The sequence below is a fragment of the Nocardia sp. NPDC051756 genome (genome assembly GCF_040681495.1).
GTDB lineage: Bacteria > Actinomycetota > Actinomycetes > Mycobacteriales > Mycobacteriaceae > Nocardia.
In genome coordinates, this window is sequence record NZ_JBFAYV010000002.1 from 724,396 (window position 1) to 749,872 (window position 25,477).

Annotated in this window: 24 protein-coding genes; 14 read left to right on the plus strand and 10 right to left on the minus strand. The window is 68.5% G+C overall.

Annotation, left to right across the window (positions count from 1 at the left end; translation table 11 throughout):
* Positions 1 to 85 precede the first annotated feature (85 nt).
* Positions 86 to 379 carry a chorismate mutase gene (locus AB0M22_RS09675; protein WP_218471746.1) on the plus strand — a complete coding sequence of 98 codons (294 nt, stop codon included), beginning with the start codon at positions 86 to 88 and terminating at the stop codon, positions 377 to 379.
* A 128-nt stretch (positions 380 to 507) separates the two neighbouring features.
* On the opposite strand, the gene AB0M22_RS09680 is transcribed toward AB0M22_RS09675, so the two are convergent.
* A complete protein-coding gene (locus tag AB0M22_RS09680; protein WP_364723070.1) occupies positions 508 to 1,962 on the minus strand; it encodes an NAD-dependent succinate-semialdehyde dehydrogenase in 1,455 nt (484 codons plus the stop codon).
* 95 nt (positions 1,963 to 2,057) lie between these two features.
* Between AB0M22_RS09680 and pgi the strand changes: the two genes are divergently transcribed.
* The gene (gene pgi, locus AB0M22_RS09685) at positions 2,058 to 3,695 is read left to right on the plus strand and encodes a glucose-6-phosphate isomerase (protein ID WP_364723072.1); all 1,638 of its coding nucleotides are present in this window, start codon (positions 2,058 to 2,060) and stop codon (positions 3,693 to 3,695) included.
* Positions 3,696 to 3,698: 3 nt separating this feature from the next.
* Here pgi and AB0M22_RS09690 read toward each other — a convergent pair whose 3' ends face one another.
* The 4 genes from AB0M22_RS09690 to AB0M22_RS09705 form a co-directional block, all read right to left on the minus strand.
* Positions 3,699 to 4,379 (minus strand): nucleoside/nucleotide kinase family protein, encoded by a 681-nt coding sequence (locus tag AB0M22_RS09690; RefSeq protein WP_364723074.1) that lies wholly within the window; start codon positions 4,377 to 4,379, stop codon positions 3,699 to 3,701.
* Between the two features lie 81 nt (positions 4,380 to 4,460).
* Positions 4,461 to 5,999 carry a M4 family metallopeptidase gene (locus AB0M22_RS09695; protein WP_364723076.1) on the minus strand — a complete coding sequence of 513 codons (1,539 nt, stop codon included), beginning with the start codon at positions 5,997 to 5,999 and terminating at the stop codon, positions 4,461 to 4,463.
* 495 nt (positions 6,000 to 6,494) lie between these two features.
* Positions 6,495 to 8,114, minus strand: coding sequence for an acyl-CoA dehydrogenase family protein (locus AB0M22_RS09700; protein ID WP_364723078.1), 1,620 nt, complete (start codon positions 8,112 to 8,114; stop codon positions 6,495 to 6,497).
* A complete protein-coding gene (locus AB0M22_RS09705; protein ID WP_364723080.1) occupies positions 8,101 to 8,748 on the minus strand; it encodes a TetR/AcrR family transcriptional regulator in 648 nt (215 codons plus the stop codon). The genes AB0M22_RS09700 and AB0M22_RS09705 overlap by 14 nt, the downstream gene beginning before the upstream one ends.
* 94 nt (positions 8,749 to 8,842) lie before the next feature.
* Here AB0M22_RS09705 and AB0M22_RS09710 point away from each other — a divergent pair, with 94 nt between their 5' ends.
* Positions 8,843 to 9,604, plus strand: a complete 762-nt coding sequence (locus AB0M22_RS09710) for a crotonase/enoyl-CoA hydratase family protein (protein ID WP_364723082.1) — start codon at positions 8,843 to 8,845, stop codon at positions 9,602 to 9,604.
* Positions 9,601 to 10,887 carry a hypothetical protein gene (locus tag AB0M22_RS09715; RefSeq protein ID WP_364723084.1) on the plus strand — a complete coding sequence of 429 codons (1,287 nt, stop codon included), beginning with the start codon at positions 9,601 to 9,603 and terminating at the stop codon, positions 10,885 to 10,887. Before AB0M22_RS09710 ends, AB0M22_RS09715 begins: the two co-directional genes overlap by 4 nt.
* Before the next feature lie 7 nt (positions 10,888 to 10,894).
* Here the strand turns inward: AB0M22_RS09715 and AB0M22_RS09720 are convergent, their stop codons facing one another.
* Positions 10,895 to 12,094: a helix-turn-helix domain-containing protein gene (locus AB0M22_RS09720; RefSeq protein ID WP_364723086.1), complete on the minus strand. Its 1,200-nt coding sequence runs from the start codon at positions 12,092 to 12,094 to the stop codon at positions 10,895 to 10,897.
* A 197-nt stretch (positions 12,095 to 12,291) separates the two neighbouring features.
* On the opposite strand from AB0M22_RS09720, the gene AB0M22_RS09725 reads away from it, so the two are divergent.
* Entirely contained in the window at positions 12,292 to 13,692 is a 1,401-nt protein-coding gene (locus AB0M22_RS09725; RefSeq protein WP_364723088.1) for a lipase family protein, read from the plus strand.
* Here AB0M22_RS09725 and AB0M22_RS09730 read toward each other — a convergent pair.
* Together AB0M22_RS09730 and AB0M22_RS09735 are read right to left on the minus strand one after the other, a co-directional pair.
* Positions 13,689 to 14,579 carry a DUF4436 domain-containing protein gene (locus AB0M22_RS09730; RefSeq protein WP_364723090.1) on the minus strand — a complete coding sequence of 297 codons (891 nt, stop codon included), beginning with the start codon at positions 14,577 to 14,579 and terminating at the stop codon, positions 13,689 to 13,691. The two genes, AB0M22_RS09725 and AB0M22_RS09730, sit on opposite strands and share 4 nt — an antisense overlap.
* 75 nt (positions 14,580 to 14,654) lie before the next feature.
* Positions 14,655 to 15,347 carry a pyridoxamine 5'-phosphate oxidase family protein gene (locus AB0M22_RS09735; protein WP_364723092.1) on the minus strand — a complete coding sequence of 231 codons (693 nt, stop codon included), beginning with the start codon at positions 15,345 to 15,347 and terminating at the stop codon, positions 14,655 to 14,657.
* Positions 15,348 to 15,427: 80 nt separating this feature from the next.
* Between AB0M22_RS09735 and AB0M22_RS09740 the strand changes: the two genes are divergently transcribed.
* Genes AB0M22_RS09740 through AB0M22_RS09755 form a run of 4 tightly spaced genes read left to right on the plus strand, consistent with a single transcriptional unit; the run spans position 15,428 to position 20,015 of the window.
* On the plus strand, positions 15,428 to 16,798 hold the full coding sequence (locus AB0M22_RS09740; RefSeq protein WP_364723094.1) for a PLP-dependent aminotransferase family protein: 1,371 nt from the start codon (positions 15,428 to 15,430) through the stop codon (positions 16,796 to 16,798).
* Positions 16,799 to 16,808: 10 nt separating this feature from the next.
* Positions 16,809 to 17,054: a DUF2630 family protein gene (locus tag AB0M22_RS09745; protein WP_364723096.1), complete on the plus strand. Its 246-nt coding sequence runs from the start codon at positions 16,809 to 16,811 to the stop codon at positions 17,052 to 17,054.
* Between the two features lie 5 nt (positions 17,055 to 17,059).
* Positions 17,060 to 18,496: an NAD(P)/FAD-dependent oxidoreductase gene (locus tag AB0M22_RS09750; RefSeq protein ID WP_364723098.1), complete on the plus strand. Its 1,437-nt coding sequence runs from the start codon at positions 17,060 to 17,062 to the stop codon at positions 18,494 to 18,496.
* 13 nt (positions 18,497 to 18,509) lie between these two features.
* Complete coding sequence (locus AB0M22_RS09755) at positions 18,510 to 20,015, plus strand: carboxylesterase/lipase family protein (protein WP_364723100.1); 1,506 nt, start codon at positions 18,510 to 18,512, stop codon at positions 20,013 to 20,015.
* A gap of 3 nt (positions 20,016 to 20,018) precedes the next feature.
* On the opposite strand, the gene AB0M22_RS09760 is transcribed toward AB0M22_RS09755, so the two are convergent.
* Positions 20,019 to 20,888: a DNA-formamidopyrimidine glycosylase family protein gene (locus tag AB0M22_RS09760; protein WP_364723102.1), complete on the minus strand. Its 870-nt coding sequence runs from the start codon at positions 20,886 to 20,888 to the stop codon at positions 20,019 to 20,021.
* A 40-nt stretch (positions 20,889 to 20,928) separates the two neighbouring features.
* On the minus strand, positions 20,929 to 21,666 hold the full coding sequence (gene cobF / locus AB0M22_RS09765) for a precorrin-6A synthase (deacetylating) (protein WP_364723105.1): 738 nt from the start codon (positions 21,664 to 21,666) through the stop codon (positions 20,929 to 20,931).
* A 43-nt stretch (positions 21,667 to 21,709) separates the two neighbouring features.
* On the opposite strand from cobF, the gene AB0M22_RS09770 reads away from it, so the two are divergent.
* The 5 genes from AB0M22_RS09770 to AB0M22_RS09790 all read left to right on the plus strand — a co-directional run bounded on the left by AB0M22_RS09770 (position 21,710) and on the right by AB0M22_RS09790 (position 25,412).
* Positions 21,710 to 22,510 carry a thymidylate synthase gene (locus tag AB0M22_RS09770; RefSeq protein WP_364723107.1) on the plus strand — a complete coding sequence of 267 codons (801 nt, stop codon included), beginning with the start codon at positions 21,710 to 21,712 and terminating at the stop codon, positions 22,508 to 22,510.
* Entirely contained in the window at positions 22,507 to 23,007 is a 501-nt protein-coding gene (locus AB0M22_RS09775; RefSeq protein ID WP_364723109.1) for a dihydrofolate reductase, read from the plus strand. Before AB0M22_RS09770 ends, AB0M22_RS09775 begins: the two co-directional genes overlap by 4 nt.
* A gap of 201 nt (positions 23,008 to 23,208) precedes the next feature.
* Positions 23,209 to 23,535 carry a cupin domain-containing protein gene (locus AB0M22_RS09780; RefSeq protein WP_150401995.1) on the plus strand — a complete coding sequence of 109 codons (327 nt, stop codon included), beginning with the start codon at positions 23,209 to 23,211 and terminating at the stop codon, positions 23,533 to 23,535.
* A 60-nt stretch (positions 23,536 to 23,595) separates the two neighbouring features.
* Positions 23,596 to 24,615 carry a Dyp-type peroxidase gene (locus AB0M22_RS09785; RefSeq protein WP_364723112.1) on the plus strand — a complete coding sequence of 340 codons (1,020 nt, stop codon included), beginning with the start codon at positions 23,596 to 23,598 and terminating at the stop codon, positions 24,613 to 24,615.
* Positions 24,612 to 25,412 carry a family 1 encapsulin nanocompartment shell protein gene (locus AB0M22_RS09790; protein ID WP_364723115.1) on the plus strand — a complete coding sequence of 267 codons (801 nt, stop codon included), beginning with the start codon at positions 24,612 to 24,614 and terminating at the stop codon, positions 25,410 to 25,412. Before AB0M22_RS09785 ends, AB0M22_RS09790 begins: the two co-directional genes overlap by 4 nt.
* The last annotated feature ends 65 nt before the right edge of the window (positions 25,413 to 25,477 follow it).

The following is a 25,477-nucleotide window of genomic DNA, read 5'->3' on the forward strand; positions in this document are numbered from 1 at the left end:
CCAGGTCTGTTTCACGGTGAAAGAACCGATCGGTAACGAGCCGGGCTCACCCGCCGATCCATGTTCTGACACGAGGAGATGAATGATGAGCACCCCCGCCACGACGACCGGGTCCGATTCGGCGTTGCCGCAGAGCGACGCGGAGATCGACAAGCTCCGTAAGGAGATCGATCACCTCGATGCCGAGATCCTCGCCGCCATCAAGCGCCGCACGGAGATCTCCCGGATCATCGGTCGTACCCGAATGGCCTCTGGCGGGCCCCGCCTCGTGCACAACCGCGAAATGAAAGTGCTGGAGCGATTCAGCGAACTGGGCCAGGAAGGCCACACGCTCGCGATGCTCCTGCTGCGCCTCGGGCGCGGCCGCCTCGGCCACTGACGGCCCCCTCCCCTGTCGGCCGCTACCCGCGGCCCTAGACCCATGCGGCAAAAAGAACGACAACCGCATCCCCAAGGCCGCCCCGGGTGTTCATCACCCCGGGGCGGTCGTTTCGTCTGCGCGCCCGCTCAGCTGAGCGCGATGTACTTGGTGGAGAGGTATTCCTCGATGCCCTCGGTACCGCCCTCGCGACCGAAGCCCGAGGCCTTGACGCCGCCGAAAGGTGCTGCGGGGTCGGAGATTACGCCGCGGTTGACGCCGACCATGCCCGACTCCAGGCCCTCGGCGACGCGCAGCGCGCGGTCCAGGTCCCGGGTGTAGACGTAGCTGACCAGACCGAATTCAGTGTCGTTGGCCGCGGCGATGCCCTCCTCCTCGGTGGCGAAGCCGACGATCGGCGCGACCGGGCCGAAGACCTCCTCACGCAGGATCCTGGCCTGCGCGGGCACCTCGCTGAGGATGGTGGCCGGGTAGAACCAGCCGGGCCCGCCCGGCGCCTTGCCGCCGAGGCGAACCTTCGCGCCGGCCGAGACCGCGTCCTCGACCAGCTCGCTGACGATATCGAGCTGCTCCTCGTTGATCAGCGGACCGAGCGTGGTGCCGTCCTCGGCGCCAGGGCCGAGGACCACGCTGCTCGACATCGCCTCGACGAACTTGCTGGTGAACTCCTCGAGCACGCCGTTCTGCACGTGGAAGCGGTTGGCCGCGGTGCACGCCTCGCCGCCGTTGCGCAGCTTGGCCAGCATCGCGCCCTGCACGGCCGCGTCGATGTCGGCGTCGTCGAACACCACGAACGGCGCGTTGCCGCCGAGTTCCATCGACGTGCGCAGCAGCCCGTTCGCCGACTTCTCCACCAGCTTCTTGCCGACCTCGGTGGATCCGGTGAAGGTCAGCTTGCGCAGCCGCGGATCGTCGAGCAGCGGCTGGGTCACCGCGCCGGAATGGCTCGAGGTGATCACCGAGAGCACCCCGTCGGGCAGTCCGGCCTCGCTGCACAGCTTGGCCAGCAGCAGCATGGTCAGCGGCGTCGCCGACGCGGGCTTGACGATCATCGTGCAGCCGGCCGCCAGCGCGGGCCCGATCTTGCGGGTGCCCATCGCCAGCGGGAAGTTCCACGGCGTGATCGCCAGGCACGGCCCGACCGGCTGCTTGTGCACCATGATCCGGCCGGTGCCCGACGGGGCGTGCAGGTAGCGCCCGTGCACCCGGACAGCTTCCTCGCTGAACCACCGGAAGAACTCCGCGCCGTACTTCACCTCGTTGCGGCTCTCGGGGAGCGCCTTGCCCATTTCCAAGGTCATCAGCAGCGCGAATTCCTCGGCCCGGGCGGTGATCTGCTCGAAGACGGTGCGCAGGATCTCGCCGCGTTCGCGCGACGGGCGGGCGGCCCAGTCGGCCTGCACCGCGACGGCCGCGTCCAGCGCGCGCACCGCGTCTTCGGGGGTCGCGTCGGCGACCTCGGCCAGCACCTCCCCGGTCGCCGGGTTGTGCACCGGGAACGTGCCGCCACCGGTGGCGGCCACCGGCCCACCGATCCATAGCTGCGTCGGGACGGATTCGAGAACTTCGCGTTCGGACACCATGAATGCCAGCGTAGGCCGCGCCGCGTCGGTTCTCACCGAGTCCGCGGGGGTGTTTGCCGTGCGCGGCGGTCGAGCGGTGAGTAACCTCGGCGAGCGTGAGCAGCGACATCACCGCGACGGCGGCCTGGCGGAAACTGCACGAGCACTTCGACGCGATCGCGGGGCGGCACCTGCGGGAGCTGTTCGCCGACGATCCGTCGCGCGGCCGTGCGCTGACCCTCGACGTGGCAGACCTGCACATCGATTTCAGCAAGCACCGCGTCACCCGGGAAACCCTGGACCTGCTCGTCGAATTGGCGCGCGAGGCGCGGGTCGCCGAGCGCCGGGACGCGATGTACCGCGGCGAGCACATCAACACCTCGGAGGACCGCGCGGTCGCGCACATCGCGTTGCGCGTGCCCGCGGGCGAGTCGGTGCCGGTGGACGGCGTCGACGCGGGCGCCGAGGTGCACGAGGTGCTACGGCGGATGGGTGAGTTCACCGACGCGCTGCGCTCCGGCGAATGGCGCGGCGCCACCGGCGAACGCATCAGCACCGTGGTCAACATCGGCATCGGCGGTTCCGACCTCGGACCGGTGATGGTGTACCAGGCGCTGCGGCACTACGCCGACGCCGGCCTCAGCGCCCGGTTCGTCTCCAATGTCGATCCGGCCGACCTGGTCGCCAAGCTCGACGGACTCGACCCTGCCACAACGCTTTTCATCGTCGCGTCGAAGACCTTCTCCACCCTGGAGACCCTGACCAACGCGACCGCCGCCCGGCGCTGGCTGGTCGGCGCGCTCGGCGAGGACGCCGTGGCCAAGCACTTCGTCGCCGTCTCGACCAACGCGGAGAAGGTGGCCGAGTTCGGCATCGACACCGCCAACATGTTCGGCTTCTGGGACTGGGTGGGCGGGCGCTACTCGGTGGATTCCGCGATCGGCCTCTCGGTGATGGCGGCCATCGGCAAGGAGCGCTTCGCCGAGTTCCTCGCTGGAATGCACGCCGTGGACGAGCATTTCGCGAACGCGCCGCTCGAGGCGAACGCGCCGGTGCTGCTCGGCCTGCTCGGCGTCTGGTACTCGAACTTCTTCGGCGCGGAATCCCGTGCGGTGCTGCCCTATTCGAACGACCTGGCCCGCTTCCCGGCGTATCTGCAACAGCTCACGATGGAGTCGAACGGCAAGTCGGTGCGCGCCGACGGCAGCCCGGTCAGCACCTCCACCGGCGAAATCTTCTGGGGCGAACCGGGAACCAACGGCCAGCACGCCTTCTACCAACTGCTGCACCAGGGCACCCGCCTCATCCCGGCGGACTTCATCGGCTTCGCCCGCCCGACCGACGATCTACCCACCCGCGACGGCACCGGCAGCATGCACGACCTACTGATGAGCAACCTGTTCGCGCAGACCAAGGTGCTCGCGTTCGGCAAGACCGCCGAGGAGATCGCCGCCGAGGGCACCGACCCGAAAGTGGTGTCGCACAAGGTGATGCCGGGTAACCGGCCGAGCACCACCATCCTCGCGCCGCTGCTCACGCCGTCGGTCGTCGGCCAGTTGATCGCGCTCTATGAGCACCAGGTGTTCGTCGAGGGCACCATCTGGGGCGTCGACAGCTTCGATCAGTGGGGCGTGGAACTCGGCAAGCAGCAGGCGCTGGCGCTGGCTCCGCTGCTGACCTCCACGGAAGAGCCTGAGCCGCAAGGGGATTCGTCCACCGACGCGCTCATCCGCTGGTATCGCGCGAAGAAGTAGACCTCAGTGCTGTACCTCGTAACGCCGACCGCGTTGCCGTAGCACCAGATCGGCGCGCGCCTTTGTGGTGTCGATCAGGTCGGCATTGCGCAGATCGCTCTCGTGCACCTTCGTCCGGGCGGCCGCCGGAGTGCGACCGCCGCGAATGTGGCGGCGCAGCAAACGGTGCTCGAGCAGTTCCCGGGCCGCATCGAGGTACCAGCATTCGTCCAGGAGTTTGCGCACCGCCGACCATTCCCGGTCGCCGACATCGTCGAGCAGCAGATAATTTCCCTCGGTGAGCACGATCGTCTGCCGATCGAAGACGAGGCCCGCGGGGATCGGATCGGGCACGGCGCGGTCGAAGATCGGCCACGGCACCGGCTCGCCGATCGGGGTGTCCCGGAGCCTGCGCAGATTGGCGAGGAAGGCCGCGGTATCGAAGGTGTCCGGTTCCCCTTTGCGCGCAAGGCTTCCGGCGGCGCGCAACTGCGCGTTCGTCAGGTGATAACCGTCCATCGGCGCGATCTCGGCGACCGGCGACTCGACATTGAGCGCATTACGCAGCCGCACCGACAGCGTGGACTTCCCCGCCCCCGGCGGCCCGACAATACCGAGCAGATACCGGCCATCGCGCCCGGCCGCGTGCTCACGCACCCGCCGGACCAGCGCGCTCAACGAATTCTCGGCGTACGCCCCGTCCACCGGAGTCACAGTACAAAAGAACGTCTCACCGGGCTCGTGAATGAGCCCGGTGAGACGTCCGGTTACTACCGATAGTGAGGGTTAGTCGCGAGTTGCCAGTTGCGGCAGCTTGGTCGCCTTGGTGGCATTCGCCACCTGGACGCAGTCAGCGGCCGTGGTGCCCGCGGTGTTGTTCCGGACATTGGTGTTGCACGCGTTCTTGAGCGCGCTGGACAATGCGCCGTAGTTGGAGTTGGACGACAGCAGGGTCTGCGTGGTCCAGTACAGCGCGGCGGTCTTCGTGATGCCGAGCCCGGTGACGGTCACGCCGTTGAGGGTGCCACCGTCGGTGATGATCGACGCGGTGCGGTTGCCCACGCCACTGTTGGTGTGCACGCCGCCGCTGTCGCCGCTACCCGAGTACCAGTAGGTGCCCCGGTAGGTGTCGGGATCCTGGTAGGCGTTCGGGTTCTTCATGTCCCGGATCACGCCGATCGAGCTGCACACACCGAGCTTCCACCGGTTGGCGGGGGTGTTGCAGGTGTTGGCGGTGTCCACCAGGAAGGTGAGCTCGCCGAACACATCGGACATGGACTCGTTGATCGCGCCCGGCTCGTTGCGGTAGACCAGACCGTTAGTGTTCTGGGTCACGCCGTGGGTGAGCTCGTGTGCGGTGATGTCCTCGGTGGTCAGACCCGTACCGTAGGCCATGTAGCTGCCGGACCAGAAGGCGTTCTGGTACGGGCATTCGGTCGTGGTGCAGAGCCGGACGGTGGCGCGCAGCGCCTTACCCTTGCCGTCTCCGGTGTCCGAACCGATCAGGTTGGTCAGGTTCGCCACCTTGGTGTACTGAGCGTAGAACCGCTCGGTGTTGCCCAGGTAGTCGTAGATCTTGTCGACGTCCGCGATGCCGCTGGCCGCCTGCCCCTCGGACCTGGTGGAGCGGATGCTGCCGGTGCCGCAGCCGGCCCGGTTCGGGTCGATGCGCCGGTTCGCGTTGTCACACACGACTCGGTTGAGGTGCTTGGTCTCGCTCCAGCTGTCGAGGACCTTGCCGGTGCTGTTCGCGTCGACGAAGACGACCCAGGTCGCGGGCTCGCCCTTCTTGTCCGCGCTGACACCGGTGATGTCGACCTTGAAGGCCGGAATCGCGGTGCTCTGCGCCTCGTCCTTGGCGGCCAGCTTCGAGTCGTACCAGTAGGCCTTCGTCTCGGTGACGGAGAGCTGGTCCGGGGCGGCCTTGCTCTGCTCGGCGACCTTCTTCAGCGCGGTCGCCTGCACGGCGGCCGACGGTGCGGTGCTGGAGAACTTGCCCTGCGACTTCTTCGCCAACGAGCCGGTCACCGAGATGAGCGAACCGTCGGCGGACAGCGACTGAGCTGCCGAGGCGCCGAACACCGGTACCTTGTCGATCTCCTGGCGCAACCGGACCGTGGATCCCTCACCGACCTGGAACACAGACTCCACGACCAGATTGCCCGCGGTATCGCCATTGCCGCCGAGCGCTTTCTGCACACCGTTCGCGTGCGCCTGCGCCGCGGCCGGTGCTTCGGCAGCCGTTCCCGCCGGAGCCTTGATCGGCTCCTTCGGGACCACCTGCTGAACCGAACCCTGCTGATCCGTGGTGACTTCTTTCGGCACGGAGGAAAGGTCGGAACCCGTGGGTGCGGATGGACTAGTCGGCGGCGCTCCGCTGGCACCAGGGCCGGACGCGAAGATCATTGCCCCGACGGCAATTATCGCAAAGGCGGTATTTCGACCCGCCCGTTTATGTGTGGGTTTCATGACCAAGTAGAACCACATACGAGCGGCCAACTCGACTGGAGACGAGACTGGGGAAAGGCCGCGAATAGCCCAGGAATCTTTTAGCTATCGGTGCAATGTGCCCTTAAAATGTTATGCGCGAATATCTTTCGAATTCGCCGAAGATAGGCGCAGCCGGGAGTTACTCGCCGACCGATTGCATTGATCTGCCGCGAAATCGGCGATACGCATGCCTAACATCCTCAGGGAGAACACATTTCGACACCGTATGATGATCGGCCTACGACTTCATGATCGCCGACGAGATCGCTACCATCGGCGTTGATTCCTCCAGAACTCCTGTAACCCAACTTATTCCGCAGTAGCCGAACTTCAGACCAATGCGCGTTCCAGGATGGCTCCGGTGTCCACACCGGTCGGTAGGGTGCCGAACGCGATGCCCCAATCGTCGCCGAGCCTGGTCGCGCAGAACGCGTCCGCGACCGCCGGGTGACCGTGCCGAACCAGTTGCGCCCCTTGCAATACCAGGGCCATCAGCTCGACGATCCGGCGCGCCCGGAACTCGATGTCGCTGAGATCGGACAGTTCCTTGCCGACCCGGGCGATGGCGTCGTCCAGCCGCGGGTCCGCGCCCCGGGCCAGCGAGACCTCGTTGAAGTAGGCCTCGACGGTCTCCGGCTGACGCCCCATGGCGCGCAACGCATCCAGCGCCGCGACGTTGCCGGAGCCTTCCCAGATCGACATCAGCGGAGCCTCGCGATAGAGCCGCGGCATGCCCGATTCCTCGGCATAACCGTTGCCGCCGAAGCACTCCAGCGCCTCCGCCGCGTGCGCGGGCGCTCGCTTGCACACCCAATACTTGGTGACCGCCAACGCGATTCGCCGCAGCGCCGCCTCGGCGGGGTCCTGGTTCGCGCGGTCGGTGGCGCCGGCCAGCCGCATCATCACGGTGGTCGCGGCGTCCGACTCGATCACCAAGTCCGCCAGCACATTACGCATGGCTGGTTGATCGATCAGCTTGGCGCCGAAAGCTTCTCGATGCCGCGCGTGGTGCGCGGCGAACACCACCCCGGTGCGCATGCCGGTGGCCGAGCCGATCACGCAGTCCAGCCTGGTCATGTTCACCATCTCGATGATGGTCTTGACCCCGGCGCCCTCCGCGCCGACCAGCCAGCCGGTGGCGTTCTCGTATTCGATCTCCGAGGAGGCGTTGGACTTGTTGCCCAGCTTGTCCTTGAGCCGCTGGATGCGGATGGGATTGCGGGTGCCGTCCGGCAGCACCCTGGTCAGCAGGAAGCAGGACAGTCCGCCGGGGGCCTGGGCCAGCGTGAGGAACATGTCCGACATGGGCGCCGAGGTGAACCACTTGTGCCCGACAATCCGGTACGAGCCGTCGGGTTGCGGTGTCGCCGTGGTGGTATTGGCCCGGACGTCGGAGCCGCCCTGCTTCTCGGTCATCGACATGCCCGCGATCAATCCGGCCTTCGACGACGGCTCGCGCAGGCCGAAGTCGTAGACCCGGGAGCCGAGCAGCGGTTCGAACTTCGCCGAGAGTTCCTGGTTGTGCCGCAACGCGGGCACCACGGCGTAGGTCATCGAGATTGGACACATGTGACCGGCCTCGACCGCGCCCCAGGTGAAGAACTTCGCTGCCCGCGCGACATGCGTACCCGGCCGGTCGTCCACCCAGGGCGAACCGTGCAGGCCATGGGACACAGCGACATTCATCAGGTCGTGCCAGTGCGGGTGGAACTCGACCTCGTCGATCCGATTGCCGTAGCGGTCGTGCGTGCGCAGCACCGGCGGGTACTCGTTGGCGATCCGCCCCCACTCCTGCGCCTCGGAACCGCCTGCGAGCACACCGAGTTCGCGCACCTCGGCCTCGGCCCAGCCCGCGCCCTCCCGGTGCAGACCCTCGATCAGCGCCGGGTTGCGCGAGACATCGAACGGTGCGATGTCGGGGACCTGGTTGAAGACTTCATGCGTCTGCATCGGACACTCCTGATTCCGGCCGAGCGATAACGCTCGACTCCACACGCACGCCGAGTGCGCGCAAGGCAAAGGTAATGAGTTCGGGGACAACGGATTCCCCGTGTGGCGCCGAGGCCAGCGGGCCGACCAGCACCTCGCCGATCGCGCCGACCAGCGCGGCCGCGCTCATCCGGGCGTCCTGCGCGGGCAGCTCGCCGCGCGAAACACCCTCCGCGACCGCCGATTCGAACGCGTCGGCGAAGGCCCGGCGAAAGTGCAGCCGTTCCGCGTCGACCACGGTGTCCACCGGCTCGACGAGCAGCACGTAGGCGAGCTTCGGATTCTTCAACGCACGTCCGGCGAAGGTCTCCACCGCGGCGGTCACCCGCTCCACGGCGGTGCCCTCCGCGCTCGCCGCGGCCACCGCGGCAACCTCCCAGGCGACCACCTTGCGGAACACCGCGGTGATCAATTCCGTCTTGCCCGCGAAGTTCTTGTAGACGGTTCCGGTGGCCACGCCTGCCTCGGCCGCGACGGCCGCCATGGACAACCCGGCATAGCCCGCGCTGGACAGCACCGTGGTCGCGGCCTGCACGATCAGCCCCGCCTGCGCATCCAGGCGGGCCTGCACTGCGGGGGTTCTGCGGTAGGCCACCCAAGAAGTGAACCACGAATTCATTTCTTGCCACAAGGGGGGTTTTACGGCGTATGGTCGAGGTCGTGATCGAGCGAACCTGTGCGGTGCTGTCATGAGCGTCCGAGTCGAGCGCCAAGGACCGGTGACCACGGTCATCCTGCATCGACCCGAAGCACGCAACGCGGTCGACGGACCGACGGCCGCGGCGCTGGCCGACGCCTTCCGCGAATTCGACGCCGATCCCGACGCCGCGGTGGCGGTGCTCTGGGGCGAGGGCGGCACCTTCTGCGCGGGCGCCGACCTCAAGGCCCTCGGCACCGAGCGGTCCAACCAGGTCACCGAGGACGGCGACGGCCCGATGGGGCCGACCCGGATGCGGCTGTCCAAGCCGGTGATCGCCGCCGTCTCCGGCTTCGCGGTCGCGGGCGGGCTCGAGCTCGCGCTGTGGTGCGATCTGCGAGTTGCCGAGCAGGACAGCACCTTCGGCGTGTTCTGCCGCCGCTGGGGCGTGCCGCTGATCGACGGCGGCACGTTGCGCCTGCCGCGGCTCATCGGCGGCAGCCGCGCCATGGACCTGGTGCTCACCGGCCGCCCCGTCGACGCCGCCGAGGCGTTGCAGATCGGTTTGGCGAACCGGGTCGTCCCGACCGGCGAAGCCCGCAGTGCCGCAGAACAACTCGCCGCCGAGCTGGCCGCGCTGCCGCAGGCCTGCCTGCGCTCGGATCGGATGTCGCTACTGGAACAGGACGGCATGGACGAGGAGTCCGCGCTGCGCAACGAGCTGAAGCACGGCATCACCGCGCTGACCAACGGAGCCCTCGACGGGGCGCAGCGTTTCGCCGCGGGCGAGGGCAGGCACGGCGCGCGAGCATGAGGCAGCGCAGGCTGAGCGTGGTCGACGAGATCTTCCTGCGTACCCATCGCAGCCTCGGCACTCCCATTGCGCTGCAAGGGTTGTGGCGCACGGCCGACCGGATCGATCCGGCGTTGCTGCATGCGGTGCACGCGGCGTTGCGGACCGGGCCGTTGGGGCGGCGGGTAGTTCGGCCGCGCGTGCCGGGTGCGCGACGGTTCTGGCAGCGGAATACCCGCGCCTATCCGCTCGCGCTCACCGATCGGCCGATCCGCACCGCCGAGCTGATGGAGTGGGCCGACGCACAGGGCGCTGATCTCGACCCCGAATTCGGTCCCGGCTGGAGATTGTCCGCCGTCGCGCTGGACGATGGCGGTTCCCTTGCCTCCCTTACCTGTTCGCACGCCCTTGCCGACGGTCGAGCGCTCGTACTCGCGGCGGACGATGCGCTCGGCGGTACTTCCCTGACCTCTGGCGACTCGTCCGGTCCGCCCGCAGCGCCTGGCCGAGCAGGGATCAGCGCGGCGGCACCCGACTCGGACTGGGCCGATGCGCGAATGCAGTGGTCGATCGTCTTACGCGGGACCGCCGGCGCACTGCGTCGCGGGATTCCCGACCAGCCGCCACGGGTATCGAGCCGGGTCGGCACCGATGCGCCCGTCCTGACGCACAGCGCCGTACTTCAATGCTCCGTCGCCGATTGGGATGGCGCGGCCACCGCACAATCCGGCACCGCCAACAGCTTGTTCATTGGGTTGACCGCGAACATGCTGTGGGCCAGTGGCTTTCAGCCCGACACGATCGACGCCAGCCTTCCGGTCGACACCCGCGACGAACCCCGCGTCGACAACGATCTGTCGATGACCGACATCGCCATCGACCGCGCCGATACCCCCTCGACCATCCGCGAGAAGGCCCGCGCCGCCTACGAGCGCCGCATGTCCAGCCCCGGCGGGATGCCCGAGGAACTGCTCCAGGTGATCCCCGACCGCTGGGCCTACGCGTTGTCCAAGGGCGCCGGCGAGCGAGACATCCTGTGCTCCAACATCGGAACCCTGCCCGCCACCCTGCGCACCCTGGGTCCGCATCGCTGCCTCGGCGTCGCCGCCCGCGCCATTCACCCCGGCCTGACCGCGGCACACCTCCCGCGAACCCGCCTGTCCGGCTATCTCTGCCGTATCGGCGACGACTACCTCCTGTCGCTGGTCAGTCTCGATCCGGTGGGCATCGAATCATCCACAGCCCTAACGGATTTAGCGCACCAGGCGCTGCTCGAATCCGGCTTGCGCGCTCGCCCTTGGTGACCCGCCGTCATTCCATCTCGTCGATGTCACTGGCGGTGAGCGCCGCGGCAAACAGCTGAGCATGATCCGGCCGGTTGGGGTCGTAACCGGTGACAGTCCCGATCCGGTTGAGCCGGTAGTTGAGCGTATTCCGGTGCACGACAAGCGCGGCCGCGGCCTGCTGCCGGTTGTAGTCGTTGTCGATGAGCGCCCGCAACGCCTCCATCAGGTGCGGCTGGTCGCGCAGCGGATCGAGCAGGGTGAGCAGCCACGTCCGTGCGGGCCCCGGTCGCGCGAGTTGGTACTGCAAGGCCAGGTCGGCCATCCGGTACACCGCGGTCGGCCGCCGGAGTTGGTAAGCGAGCCTGGCGATTTCCCCCGCCTCCTCCGCGGCGGCGGGCACGTCGTCCACCCCGGCCGCGGTGGCGAATCCGGCGACCGTCCGCACGCCGGTCCCCTGCGCGACCCGGGTGACGAAAGCGTCCAGGGCGGTGGCGAGTTCGCCCTCCGCACCCGGCACCAGCACCACGCCGCCGCCGCGCTCGACGGAACTCAGCACCCGGCTGGACACCGCGTCGATCTCGGTCTGCACGATGCGCAGCACCGGCCGGTTCCCACCCGACGACTCCGGCTCGGCCACCCGGAACACCAGCACATCGAACCCGCCGTCCAGCGCGATGCCGAACCGTTCGGCCAGCAGGTCGACGGGGTTGCCGCGCACCAGTGCCTGCGCCACCGCGCGTTTGGCCTCCCGCTGCTCCCAGTGCAGATCCTGCCGCTCGCTCAGATACGCGCCGGCGACGCCGGGCGTCACCGCACCGAGATAGCCGAGCACGTAAGGCACTGCGGCCAAGAGTTGTTCGCGCTGCTCCGGCGTTGTGGCCAAGGCGGCCACCGAGTTCCACGCGGCCACCGCACCCAGGTGATACACCGACAGCACGGTGTCGAGCGGGATCCCGGCCCTGGCCCGCCGCACCGCGATGTCGATCAGTTCGGTCAGCTCGTCCGGGCGCGGCGCCCGCCCCTCGGCCAGCGACCGCAGGAACAGCCGCAGGTTCGCCTCCGCCGCCAGCGGTAGATCACGGCCGATCTTGTCCGCGGACAGCTCCCGGTACGACGGCACCTCGCCGAGCACCACGGACAGCAGATCACGAGCAACATCGGGCAGCGCGGCCCGCACATAGTCGGAGAACTCGGCCAGCGCGGCGGGATCGGAGGGAGCAGTCACCCGCACATTGTTTACATACACAAACCGCTCTCGACAATAGGCACTTCCGGACAACATCGATTAGTGCACGCGGCCAACCTGGCATCCCGTCCGATGCACAAACGCCCGGCCGGTTTCCTTGTCGCACGAACGGTGACCCACAGCACATTGCCCTGCCACGGTGTATCGCATTGGGATCGCGCACAGAGAGAAGCTTGATGAGACAACCGCAACGACGCCGCGTCATCACCACCACCGCAACCGTGCTCGGCCTACTGCTATCGCTGTCCACACCCCTCCTTGCGACGGCCGAGCCGCCGGATACCGCGGTGCGCATCGAGCCGACGCCCGCCCTCACCCTGCCGCCCGAACTCGACGAGTTCTACAAGCCGGCGGCCGGCGTCGTCGCGGCCGCAGAACCGGGACAGGTGTTGCGCGCCCGCACCATCACCCCCGCGTATTTCGGCTTCGCCCAACTGAATATCGATGCCTGGCAGCTGCTCTACCGGACGACGAACAGCTTCGGCGAAGCCATCTCGACGGTCACCACCGTGCTGAAGCCGCGCGGCCGAGCGCCGGAAGGCGGCCGCAAACTGCTGTCGTATCAGATCGCCGAGGACAGTGCCGCCCAGTACTGCGCGCCGTCCTATGTCGTTCAATCCGGCTCCATCCCAGCGGATTACGTCAACGCGGCGGAGATCCTGATCCCGATCGCGGCCGGCATCGGGCAGGGCTGGACGGTCGCGCTGCCCGACTACGAGGGCCCCAATTCCGCGTACGGCGTCTCCCGGATCAGCGCGCAGGCCACGCTGGACGGAATCCGCGCGGTGGAGAGTTTCGCGCCCGCGCAACTGTCCGGCGTGGATACGCCGACGGCCCTGTGGGGTTACTCCGGCGGCACCATACCCAGTTCGTTCGCCGCCGAGCTGAAACAGCAGTACGCGCCGGAGCTGAACATCGTCGGCATCGCGGCCGGCGGAGTCGCCGCGGCAGATTTCCCGGAAGCGTTGCGGCACAACAATGGTGGCGTCTACACCGGTCTGCTCACCGGCGTCCTGGCCGGCTTCGCCAACGAGTATCCGGAATTCCGTCAGCTGATCCGGGACCGGGTCGATCCGCTCGGCCAGCTCCTGATCGGGTCGAAGTTGATCCTGTGCCATCCCATGGGTACAGCGATCGTGCCGTTCTACAACTTCTTCGGCGCCTTCCGCGGCGGCAATCCGCTCGACGAGCCGGTCGTGCGGCGCATGATCGCGGACAACGCACTGGGCCAGGCCACTCCGTCGGTGCCGGTGTACATCTACCACGCCCAGAACGACGAGATCCTGCCCGGCTCCGCCGTCGACCGCCTGGTCGACAAGTACTGCGCCGAGGGCGCGCCCAGCGTCACCTACGTGCGAGAACTATTGGCAGAGCACATCTCCGGCGTGGCAACCCATCTGCCCGGAGCTTTCCACTGGCTGCGTGATCGACTGAACGGCGTTCCCGCACAACCGGGTTGCGCGATCAGCAGCCCGGCCACCACCGTGACCGATCCGCAATTCGCCCAAGCCGCAACGGAAATCCTCCCCACCGCGGTGCAGGCTCTGCTCGGTCAGGCCATCGGCGCCGGCAACTAGGTGTCCGCGCGCTCCTTCCCGATCTCGTGCCGATACCCGACCAGCACCGTGCAGATCAACGACAGCGCCACCACGGTCTCGGCGATGAAGAAGGAGCCGAAGTCGATGATCGAGCCGATCGGCGGCGCGCCCGGCACCGCGTTGCGCAGCGGGATCATCGCGAACAACACGGCCGCCATCAGCGTGTTCGCCGGCCAGATCAGACCGCGACGGCCGGCGAGCACGTAGAACGCGGCCGTCGCTGCGGCCAAGGCCAATCCGAGCATCAGCACGATCACGAAAAGCGCGAAGGTGAGCGACGCGGTCGACCGGGCCACCGTCACGGTGGTGCCGACCGCGTCGCCGTGCTGCTCGTCGTCCACCTGCGGCACGATCTTGAAGAACGCGTCGAGGCTGTACAGGTCGATCGCCACCGGCACCGCGGTGTCGCCGATGTCCGCGGCGACGCTGAGGTGCGCGTTGTACTTGTCGAACGGATAGTCGGTGATCATTCCGCCGCCGCCCATGGCGATCCGGATCTCCGCGGCCGAGATCAGATCGCCCGCCTTCACCTTGATCGGTTCCGGTTTCATGCCGGAGGTGTAAATGGTTGCGTCGCTGCGGAATCGACCGAACTCGTCGGCCAGCGCGCCGCGCGGCGTCACCACCACCTGAACGGTCAATTCCTGCACGGCGGCGTCGATCCGGATGATCGCGACTTCGACGTCGACCCGGTCGGCCACGTCGCTGTCCCCGATGATGTGCATGGTCTGGCCGTGGTCCTTCTGCACCTGATACAGCGTCAGACTGACCACCATCGCGACCACCACGGCCAGCACCGCGGCCAGCGCCGCGAAGGTCTTGCGGAATCTCGTCACGCCGGCCTCCGGTGAGGTGGTGCGAAACATGAGCAACCACCCCACCATAGGGTCCGCTCAACCCGCCGCCTGGCTACCCCGAGGCAATCAGATTCCGTGTCGGTATCACCGCACCGGGACGCGACCGGGTTCCGCGCGCTCGAGCACGTCGTCGGGCACCGCGAGCCCCGCCTGGAGGTCGGCCGAATCTATCGGCTCGCCCCAGACCTGGCGCACCGGCAGCACACCCGCCCATACCCCACCGGTCTCGATATCCGCCGGATCGTCGTTGGGGCCACCGCTGCGGACCTTCACCGAGGCCTCGGTCAGGTCGAGCGCGAGCACGATGGTCGCGGCCAGTTCCTTCTTGTTCGGCAACCGCACCCGTGACCAAGCGCCCGGCGCGGCGTGCTCGGTGATCACCTCGAGCGCGCGCAACCGCTCCGCGGCGTCGGTGACCTCCACCGCTCGGCCGTGCACCACCGCCGAGCGGAAGTTCATCGAGAAGTGAAACGCCGAGCGGGCATAGACGACGCCGTCGACCAGCGTGACCGCGACCGAGACATCCCCGGCCAAGGCCGCGCGCAGATTGCCGGCACCGGTCGAGCCGTGCAGGTAGAGGGTGTTGCCGTCGCGTCCGTAGATGGTGGGCAGCACTACCGGGGCACCGCCGAGCAGCACGCCGAGGTGGCAGACCAGGCCCGCGTCGAGGACGGCGTCCAGGTCCGCGCGCTCGCTCCGCGCTCGTTCCTTCGACCGGGTCAGCGTGCTGCGCGGGGTCGGCGAGAGTGGGGTCCGGAGATCGGCCGATTGGGTCATAAGACCAGGATCTAATCCGGAGTGGCATTATGAAAGTGCCAATTCAAGCAAATTCGCGCAGTCCATTCGTGAGGTGACCGGTGCTCGACGAACTCCCCCTCGACCTCGACCGCGCGCTGCCGGAGCCGCTGTCGGTGCAGGTCGCCGACGGTCTGCGGGCCGCAGCGAGCAATGGGCTGCTGTGCGGCGGGGACCGGTTGCCGTCGTCGCGCTCGCTCGCCGAACGGCTCGGCGTGAGCCGCACCGTCGTGGCCGCCGCCTTCGACCAACTGCATGCCGAAGGCTGGATCAGCGGCAAGCGCGGTTCCGGCACCTACCTGACCACCGCGCCGCCGGCCGCACCGCTGCGCGCGCTCCCGCCGGACGGCGTGGACGACGGCCCGGCCCTCCTCGACCTGCAACCCGGTGCGCCGTGCGCCGACGCCATCGATCGACCCGCATGGCGGCGGGCCTGGCGGGCCGCCGCCGACCTTTCGCCGCTGGTGCGCAAGGACCGGGCGGGCGAGCCGGACTTCCGGGCGGCGATCGTCGAACATCTGCTGCGGCATCGCGGACTCGGCGCGGGCAGCGAGACGGCGGTGCTCACCACGGCCGGAACCAGTTCCGCGGTAGGCGAACTCGCGGCGGCACTGCTGTCGCCCGGCGACGCCATCGCGATGGAAGATCCCGGATATCAGCGCGCCGCAGGAGCTTTCGCCGCGGCCGGGATCCAGGTCCTCCCGGTCCCGATCGATACGCACGGTCTCCGCGTCGACCTGCTGCCGCCGAACATCAAGGCCGTGTATTGCACACCGGCACACCAGTTTCCGCTCGGCGCGCGCCTGCCCGCCGCGCGCCGGGTCGAACTCGTCGAGCACGCCCGCCGCGCGGGGCTGCTCATCATCGAGGACGACTACGACGGCGAATTGCGCTACGACACCGCGCCATTACCCTTGCTCGCCGCGATGGCGCCCGACGTGGTCGTGCATCTCGGCACCACCAGCAAGATCCTCTCGCCGAGCCTCGGCGTCGGCTGGCTGGTCGCGGCGCCGGAGATCGCCGATGCCGTTGTCGCGCACCGCCATCGGACCGGGACCAGTCCGAGCCCGGCGGGTCAGCAGGTGTTCGTCGCGCTCGCCGCGCACGGCGACCTGGCCAGGCACCTGCGCCGCCTGCGCCGCGAACTGCCGCCCCGCCGCGCCCTCATGGTGAGCGAGTTGCGCCGCCACGGGCTCGAGGTCCTCGGCGACGACGCGGGCTCGCACGTGGTGGTGCCGCTCGCCTCGGCCGAGGCGGAGGAACGCAGCGTCGCCGCCGCGCGTGCGCAGGGCGTCGCCCTCGACCCGCTCGCCCGCTACCACCTGAGCGCGCGGCGACACCACTTCGGCGTCACGCTCGGTTACACCGCGCTGTCCTGGCCCGACCTGGCCACGGCGGTGCCGATCGCCGCCGCGTGCCTGGCGCGGCCGTAGCATGGTCGCCATGACCGAACAGGACGTTTTGGCCCGGATCAAGGCACTCGTCGATCAGGAGCACGAGCTCCGCGCGCAGGCCGCCAAAGGCGACCTGGACCCCAAGGCGGAACGCCAGCAACTCGCCGAGCTCGAGGTGATGCTGGACCAGGCGTGGGATCTGCTGCGGCACCGCCGGGCGCGGATCGACCAGGGTGAATCGCCCGACGGCGCCGAACCGAGCTCCCCCGCTCAGGTCGAGGGCTACCTGCAATAACCACCATGCCGAGCGCACCTACCGAATACGACGTCATCGTGATCGGTGGCGGCCCGGCGGGCGAGAACGCCGCCGACTACGCCATCGCCGGGAGCGACCGGACCGCCGCGATCGTGGAACGCGAACTCGTCGGCGGCGAATGCTCCTACTGGGCCTGCATTCCGAGCAAGGCTCTGCTGCGACCCGGCCATGTGCTGGGCGCCGCGCAGGCCATGGACGGGATCACCGCGACCGGTCTCGACGTCGAGGCGGTGCTGCGGCGGCGTGATTCCTTCGTCAGCGACCACGACGACACCTCGCAGGTGAAGTGGGCGAACGACCATCGCATCGAGGTGATCCGCGGCGCCGGCAAGCTGGTCGGCGAACGACTGGTCGAGGTCGGCGGACGGGTGCTGCGCGCCCGGCACGCGGTGGTGCTGGCCACCGGCACCACGGCCGGTGTCCCGGACGTGCCCGGTCTGCGCGACGCGCTGCCCTGGATCTCCCGCGACGCCACCAACCTGCACGAGGTCCCCGGCCGCGTGGTGATCATCGGCGGCGGCGTGGTGGCCTGCGAGGCGGCGACCTGGCTGAGCGCGCTCGGCGCGCAGGTCAGCATGGTCGTGCGCGGCGGGGCGGTGCTCGCGTCCGCCGAACCGTTCGCGGGCGAACGCGTGGTCGCGGCGCTGAAAGAACGTGGCGTGCAGGTGCTGCTCGATACCTCGCCGACGAGCGTGCACCGACCCGACGCCAAGGACACCGGCGAAGGCCGGATTCACGGCGGCCCGGTCACCGTGCGAGTGCACAGCGCGCGGGGCGATACCGAACTCGAGGCCGACGAGATCATCGTGGCCGCCGGGCGCGCACCCGCCACCGAGGGGCTCGGCCTGGACTCCGTCGGGCTGAAAGACGGCTATGTGGCGGTCGACGATCAGCTGACCGTGCGCGAGGTGGACGGCGACTGGCTCTACTGCGTCGGCGACCTGAATCACCGTGCCGCGCTGACGCATATGGGGAAGTACCAGGCCAGGGTCTGCGGCGACGTGATCGCGGCCCGCGCCGAAGGCAGGTCGCTCGATGATGCCCGGTTCACCGCGAGCGCCGACCACGGGCAGGTTCCGCAGGTCGTGTACACCGCACCCGAGGTCGCGTCCGTCGGGCTGACCGAGGCCGCGGCCCGCGATGCCGGCCATGCCGTCGAGACCGTAGAACTCGATATCGCGGTCGCCGGTTCGTCGTTGGCGCGCAACGACTTCGCGGGCCACGCCAAGCTGGTCATCGATACCGCCACCGACACGCTGCTCGGCGCCACCTTCGTCGGCCCGGAGGCGGGCGAACAGCTGCACGCGGCCACCATCGCGGTGGTCGGCAAGGTGCCGTTGGCAACCCTGTGGCACGCGGTGCCCGCATTTCCCGCGGTGAGCGAGTTCTGGTTACGCCTGTTGGAGACACGGCGCGCGTAAGTACCATTGGCGGATGGTGGCATCGACAGATATCCAGACCGCCGACGGAGTCGTTCGGGGTCGTCGCGGCCGCCGCGTCTTGCGCTGGCGGTCCCTCCCCTACGCGGCCGCACCGGTGGGTGACTTGCGTTTTCGCGCTCCGCAACCGGTCACGCCGTGGACCGGGGTGCGGGAGAGCACCGAGTACGGGTTCGCCGCGATGCAGCATCGGGCCGGCGCGCGGATCGGGCCGCGCCGGTACCAGCCGACCCACGAGGACTCGCTGACACTCAATGTCACCGTGCCCGTGACGCCGTCGAACAAGCCGCGGCCGGTGCTGGTGTTCATCCACGGCGGCGGCTATCTCACCGGCACGTCGGCGCTCGCGCTGTACTCCGGTGGGCGGCTCGCGGTGCGCGGGGATGCCGTGCTGGTGTCGCTGAACTACCGGCTCGGCGCGTTCGGCTATGTCGATTTCGGTGAATTCTCCACGCCGGGGCACACTTTCGAGTCGAACCTCGGCCTGCGCGATCAGGTGGCCGCGCTGGAATGGGTGCGCGCCAATATCGCCGCGTTCGGCGGCGATCCCGGCAACGTCACCATCTTCGGCGAATCCGCGGGCGCCCACGCGGTACTCAGCCTGCTCGCCACACCGTCCGCGAAAGGCCTGTTCCACCAGGCCATTTCCCAGAGCCCACCGGCCGACTGGGCGATGACCGCGGACGACGCACGCCGGTTCGCCCGGCGCTGCATCGAAACGCTCGGCGCGACCCCGGATCAGGCGGCCACCGCACTGCTCACCGCGAGCGCCAACGACCTCCGACGCGCGGTCGACCGCACCAGCAACCGGGTCCTGCGCGAACGACGCGGCCTGTTCCCGATTTCTCCGGTGGTCGACGGCGTACTACTGCCGCAGGCGCCGATCGATGCGATCGTCGACGGCAATGCCCATCGGGTGCCGCTCATCATCGGCACCAACCGCGACGAAGGCACCCTGTTCGCCAAGTTCGCGGATTCGCTGCCCACTACCCCGGATCGGCTGCGCGAAGCCATCGCCGACGAGGACGCCGAATCCCGAATCGCCGCAGCCTATCCCGGTTATCCGGAGGCCAAGGCGGCCGTGCGCGCCGGTGGCGACTTCGTCTTCTGGCGCCCGTCCGTGACCGTCATGGCCGGACACAGCCGCCACGCCCCCACCTACGCCTACCGCTACGACTTCGCCCCGCGCTCAATGCATCTCGCGGGCCTGGGCGCCACCCACGCCTCGGACCTGATCCCCGTCTTCGGCGGCGGCGACGCGGCATTCGGCCGCGCCATCACCGCCGCGGGCGGCCGCCGCGGCCTCCAGTCCGTCACCCACCAATTCCAAGACAACTGGCTCGAATTCGCCCGCACCGGCGCCCCACTCCCCTCCTGGCCCGCCTACACCGAATCCCGCCGCACCACCCTGATCATCGACACCCCCACCCGCCTGGAACACGACCCGGACAAACCCAAACGCCTTGCCTGGCAAGGAGTCCGAGTACCCACCCTGACCTGACCGCTACTTGAGCAGCCGGGACATCCGTCGGTCGGCGAGGATCTTGCCGCCGGTCTGGCAGGTCGGGCAGTACTGGAAGGAACGTTCGGCGTAGGACACCTCGCGGACGGTGTCGCCGCAGACTGGGCATGGCTGGCCGGTCCGGGCGTGGACCTGCATGCCGGAACGCTTTTCGCCTTTGAGCCGGGCGGCGGCCTGGCCCGACGAACGCTGCACGGCGTCGGTGAGCACCGCGCGCATGGCGGCGTAGAGCTGGGGACCGTTGTTCGCCGCGAGGGTTTTGGTGTTGGCGAACGGGGAGATCTTGGCGGCGTGCAGGATCTCGTCGGAGTAGGCGTTGCCGATGCCGGCCAGCAGGGTCTGGTCGACGATCGCGGTCTTGATCCGCTGCGAGGTGCCGCGCAGGATTTCGATGAACTCCGCCTCGGTCACCTCGAGTGCGTCCGGTCCGAGCCGGGCGATGCCGGGCACCAGTTTCGGATCGTCGACTATGTAGACCGCGAGCCGCTTCTTGGTCCCCGCCTCGGTGAGGTCGAAGGCGGGCGTCGCGCCCTCCGGGGTGAAGAAATGCACGCGCAGCGCCAGTGGACTCTTGCCGCCCGGTTTCGGCGGCGTCTGGCTCGGTTCATCGATCCAGCGCAGCCAGCCACCCCGGGACAGGTGCGTGATCAGCCACAGTCCGCCGCAGTCCATGCCGAGAAACTTCCCCCAGCGCCCCGCCCCGGTCACGTCGCGGCCGGACAGCGCCGTCACCGGCGGCTCGAACGTCTTCACCGCGCTGAACGCCGCCACATCCACGCGCCCCACCACCGCGCCGACCGCATGCTCCCGCAGAAACTGCGCCAGCGCCTCCACCTCAGGTAGTTCGGGCACAGGGTCAGGTTACCGGCGATCACCGACAAGAGCAGGGCAGTCAGCCTCGACTGAGCAGATAGATGTCCATGATCCAGCCCTTTTCGGCGCGCAGCCGGGCGCGGCGCTCGACGATCTCCTGTTCCACCGCGCGCAGCGGGCCTTCGATCAGCGTTTCGTCCGGCATGCCGAGGTAGGCGCCCCACCAGATATGCACGTCCGCGCCCGGCACCTCGGTGAACGAGCAGTCGCAGTCCAGCATCACCACCGCGGAGTCCGCGAGCCCCTCCTCGCGCAGCCGCCTGCCGGTGGTGATGTGCACCGGTTCGCCGATCCGGTGCAGCACCATGCGATGCCGCGCGGCCAGCGCCTGCACGCTGGTGACGCCCGGAATCACCGTGTAATCGAAGTGCGCGTTCCCCCGCGCGAGCACCCGCTCGATCATCCGCAGCGTGCTGTCGTACAGCGCCGGATCACCCCACACCAGAATTCCGCCGACCCCGTCGACCTGCGCGAACGCCTCTTCCAGCAACGCCGAGCGCCGCTCGTGCCAGTCCTCGACGACGCCCTGATAGTCCGCGGGCGTCCGATCGCGCGGCGGGTCGGCGATCTCCACGATCCGATACGGCCGCTCGACGTGCTCGGCCAGGATCGCCGTCCGCACCTCGACCAGCTCGCGCTTCTCGGCGCCCTTGCCGATGACGAAGAACACCTCGACCTGCCGCATCGCCTTGATCGCCTGCACCGTCACCTGGTCGGGGTCGCCCGCGCCGATGCCGATCACGTAGAGCTTGCGCATGCGGCGAGCTTGCCAGGCGACCCGAAGACTAGAGTTGGCGACCGTGGCGACCGATACCCAGTACGAGGATCTGCTCCGGCTGGTGCTGGAGTCCGGCACGAAGAAGGCGGACCGCACCGGCACCGGCACGCGCAGCATCTTCGGCCATCAGCTGCGCTACGACCTGTCGGCGGGCTTCCCGCTGATCACCACCAAAAAGGTGCACCTGAAGTCCATCGTCTACGAGTTGCTCTGGTTCCTGCGCGGTGATTCCAACGCGCGCTGGCTACAAGAGCACGGCGTCTCGATCTGGGACGAATGGGCCGACGCGAACGGTGAACTCGGCCCGGTCTACGGCGTGCAGTGGCGGTCCTGGCCGACGCCGGACGGCATGCACATCGACCAGATCTCCGAGGTGCTGCACACCCTGCGCACCAACCCGGACTCGCGGCGCATGCTCGTCTCCGCCTGGAACGTCGCCGAGCTGGACAAGATGGCGCTCGCCCCGTGCCACGCGTTCTTCCAGTTCTATGTGGCCGACGGCAAGCTGTCCTGCCAGCTGTATCAGCGCAGCGCCGACCTGTTCCTCGGCGTGCCGTTCAATATCGCCAGCTACGCGCTGCTCACCCAGATGGTCGCGCAGCAGACCGAGCTCGAGCTCGGCGATTTCATCTGGACCGGCGGCGACTGCCACATCTACGACAACCACCTCGAGCAGGTCGGCGAACAGCTCACGCGCGATCCGTTCCCGTTCCCGAAGCTGACGCTGCGCCCGGCGACGTCGCTGTTCGACTACGTCTACGAGGACGTGGAAGTCGTTGGCTACCAGCATCATCCGGCGATCAAGGCCCCGGTGGCCGTGTGAGCCGCACGATCGGACTGATCTGGGCGCAAACCCCGGACGGGGTAATCGGTTTCGAGAACACCATCCCCTGGCGCGTGCCCGAGGACATGGCGAATTTCAAGTCGGCCACCATGGGACATCCGGTCGTGATGGGCAGGCGCACCTGGGATTCGCTGCCGCCGAAATTCCGCCCGCTGGTCGGCCGCCGCAACATCGTGGTGACCAGGCAGCCGGACTGGACCGCCGAAGGCGCCGAACGCGCCGGTTCGGTGACCGAGGCGCTCGCGCTGAGCGGACCGGACACGGTGTGGATCGCCGGCGGCGGTGAGATCTACCGCGCCGCTATGGATTTCGCGACCGACCTGCTCGTCACCGAGGTCGACACCACGGTCGCGGGCGACGCGTACGCCCCGCTCATCGGCCCGGAATGGGCGGCCGACGAGAGCGCGCGGTGGCAGGAGTCGAGCACCGGTCTGCGGTATCGGATCCAGCGCTACACCCGCCGCGAATCCGACTAGCCGGCAAACTCTCCGCATCGATCATCGCGGCCGCACAACACCGTTCGATCACAGAACGCCGCGGCCACGCAAACCCGACTCGAGACCGAGCACGGTCGGGCATACTCCTGGATAAGTGGGGCCGGGCCTTCGTCCGTCCGGACTCCCGAGCCGGTGCGACCAGCCCTCGTACCGGCTGTTGTCATTTGCGAAAGGCGGTCCATGGACAAGAAATCGCTGACTGCGGTTGCCCGGCAACAGCTCAAGATCGCGAGCACCGCCACCAGCGGGCGGAGTTCGCAAACCATCTACGGTGGGCACGCGAATTCACTGCGGCAGACCGTGGTCGGCCTCAGCGCCGGCCAGAGCCTGGCCGAGCACGACAACGCGGGTGAGGCCACGCTGCTGGTGCTCAGCGGCACGCTCACCCTGATCAGCGGCAGCAACGAATGGAAAGGTTCGACGGGCGATCTGCTCGTGGTGCCCAAGGCACGGCACAGCGTGATGGCCGTGGACGATGTGGCCTTCCTGCTGACGGTCGCGAAGTAGTAGCCGCGGTGCCCGTGCCACCTGGCCGAGGTGTCGGTGCCGGGCACTAGGCTGAAGATCATGAGTGAGCCGCAGCCGATTCTCGATCCGCTCACCCCGGCCGCGATCTTCCTGGTCGCCACCATCGATGAGGGCGGCGAGGCGGTCGTCCGGGACACCCTCGCCGATGTGCAGGGCCTGCGCCGCTCGGTCGGCTTCCGGATCCCCGGCGCCGGCCTGAACTGCGTCACCTCGATCGGCTCCGCGGCCTGGGACCGGCTCTTCGCCGGACCACGGCCCGCCGAACTGCACGACTTCCCCGGCTTCGTCGGCAAACACCACCAGGCCCCGGTGACGCCGGGCGATCTGCTGTTCCACATCCGCGCGGAAAACCAAGACGCCTGCTTCGAGCTGGCCATGACCATCGGCGACCGGCTGGCCGGCGCGGCCACGATCATCGACGAGACCGTCGGGTTCCGCTACTTCGAACAGCGCGACCTGCTCGGCTTCGTCGACGGCACGGAGAACCCGGAGGGCCAGGGCGCCTATTCCGCCGCGCTGGTCGGCGACGAAGACCCGGACTTCCGTGGCGGCAGCTACGTCATCGTGCAGAAGTACCTGCATCCGATGGCGGATTGGCGCGCGCTGTCGGTCGAGGAGCAGGAGAAGGTGATCGGCCGCACCAAGCTCGACGATTTCGAGCTGTCCGACGCCGACAAGCCCGCCGACTCGCACGTCGCGGTGAACACCATCGTCGACGCCGACGGCACCGAACGCGAGATCCTGCGCGCCAACATGCCGTTCGGCAGCGTCAAGGACGGCGAATTCGGCACCTACTACATCGCTTACGCGGCCACCCCGAGCGTCACCGAACTGATGCTCACCCGCATGTTCGTCGGCACCGACGAGGCCGCCTACGACCGCATCCTGGACTTCTCCATCGCGGTCACCGGCACCTCGTTCTTCGCGCCGTCGCTCGACTTCTTCGATGAACTTCCCCCGCCGCCGGACGAGGCCATAGCGGCAGCAGACGTGCAGCCCAACGACATCGGGTCGGGCTCACTCGGTATCGGCACGTTGAAAAGGAGCACGCAGGCATGAACAACCTCTATCGCGAACTCGCGCCGATCACCGCCGAGGCATGGTCGGCGATCGAGGAAGAGGCGACGCGCACCTTCAAGCGGCACATCGCCGGGCGTCGCGTCGTCGATCTGTCCGGCCCGCACGGCGCGGACTACTCCGCGGTCGGCACCGGGCACACCACCCCGATCACCGCGCCCGACGAGGGGGTGCAGGCCCGCCAGCGAGTGGTCGCGCCGCTGGTCGAGCTGCGGGTGCCGTTCCGGCTCTCGCGCGAGGAGCTGGACAACGTCGAACGCGGCGCCATGGATCCCGACCTGGATCCGGTGAAGGACGCCGCGAAGAAGATCGCGTTCGCCGAGGACCGGGCCATCTTCGAGGGCTACCCGGCCGCGAACATCACCGGCATCCGGAAGAGTTCGACCAATCAGGCGATCGCGCTGCCGAGCGATCCGCGGCTGGTGCCGGAGTCGGTCACCCAGGCGCTCACCGCGCTGCGCCTGGCCGGCGTCGACGGGCCGTACTCGGTGCTGCTGAGCGCGGAGCTGTTCACGGCGGTCAGCGAGACCTCCGATCACGGGCATCCGATCCGCACGCACATCGAGCGGCTCATCCCGGACGGCGAGATCATCTGGGCGCCCGCCATCGACGGCGCGTTCGTGCTGACCTGCCGCGGCGGCGACTACGACCTGCGGATCGGTCAGGACCTGTCGATCGGCTACCTGTCGCACGACGCCGAGTCGGTCGAGCTGTACTTCCAGCAGAGCCTGACGTTCCTGGTCTACACCGCCGAGGCCGCAGTCGCCCTGGAAGCCTGATCAACCCGCACACCTGCTGATCTCCCGCAGACCTGATCGCCGGGAATCAGGAGGTGTGCGGCGCA

Coding starts and splice junctions, on each gene's coding strand:
- AB0M22_RS09675 (WP_218471746.1), top strand. CDS start 86: ATGAGCACCCCCGCCACGACGACCGGGTCCGATTCGGCGTTGCCGCAG.
- AB0M22_RS09700 (WP_364723078.1), bottom strand. CDS start 8,114: ATGCAGACGCATGAAGTCTTCAACCAGGTCCCCGACATCGCACCGTTC.
- AB0M22_RS09710 (WP_364723082.1), top strand. CDS start 8,843: ATGAGCGTCCGAGTCGAGCGCCAAGGACCGGTGACCACGGTCATCCTG.
- AB0M22_RS09785 (WP_364723112.1), top strand. CDS start 23,596: ATGAGTGAGCCGCAGCCGATTCTCGATCCGCTCACCCCGGCCGCGATC.
- AB0M22_RS09735 (WP_364723092.1), bottom strand. CDS start 15,347: ATGACCCAATCGGCCGATCTCCGGACCCCACTCTCGCCGACCCCGCGC.
- cobF (WP_364723105.1), bottom strand. CDS start 21,666: ATGCGCAAGCTCTACGTGATCGGCATCGGCGCGGGCGACCCCGACCAG.
- AB0M22_RS09725 (WP_364723088.1), top strand. CDS start 12,292: ATGAGACAACCGCAACGACGCCGCGTCATCACCACCACCGCAACCGTG.
- AB0M22_RS09715 (WP_364723084.1), top strand. CDS start 9,601: ATGAGGCAGCGCAGGCTGAGCGTGGTCGACGAGATCTTCCTGCGTACC.
- AB0M22_RS09730 (WP_364723090.1), bottom strand. CDS start 14,579: ATGTTTCGCACCACCTCACCGGAGGCCGGCGTGACGAGATTCCGCAAG.
- AB0M22_RS09745 (WP_364723096.1), top strand. CDS start 16,809: ATGACCGAACAGGACGTTTTGGCCCGGATCAAGGCACTCGTCGATCAG.
- AB0M22_RS09750 (WP_364723098.1), top strand. CDS start 17,060: ATGCCGAGCGCACCTACCGAATACGACGTCATCGTGATCGGTGGCGGC.
- AB0M22_RS09755 (WP_364723100.1), top strand. CDS start 18,510: ATGGTGGCATCGACAGATATCCAGACCGCCGACGGAGTCGTTCGGGGT.
- AB0M22_RS09680 (WP_364723070.1), bottom strand. CDS start 1,962: ATGGTGTCCGAACGCGAAGTTCTCGAATCCGTCCCGACGCAGCTATGG.
- AB0M22_RS09780 (WP_150401995.1), top strand. CDS start 23,209: ATGGACAAGAAATCGCTGACTGCGGTTGCCCGGCAACAGCTCAAGATC.
- AB0M22_RS09790 (WP_364723115.1), top strand. CDS start 24,612: ATGAACAACCTCTATCGCGAACTCGCGCCGATCACCGCCGAGGCATGG.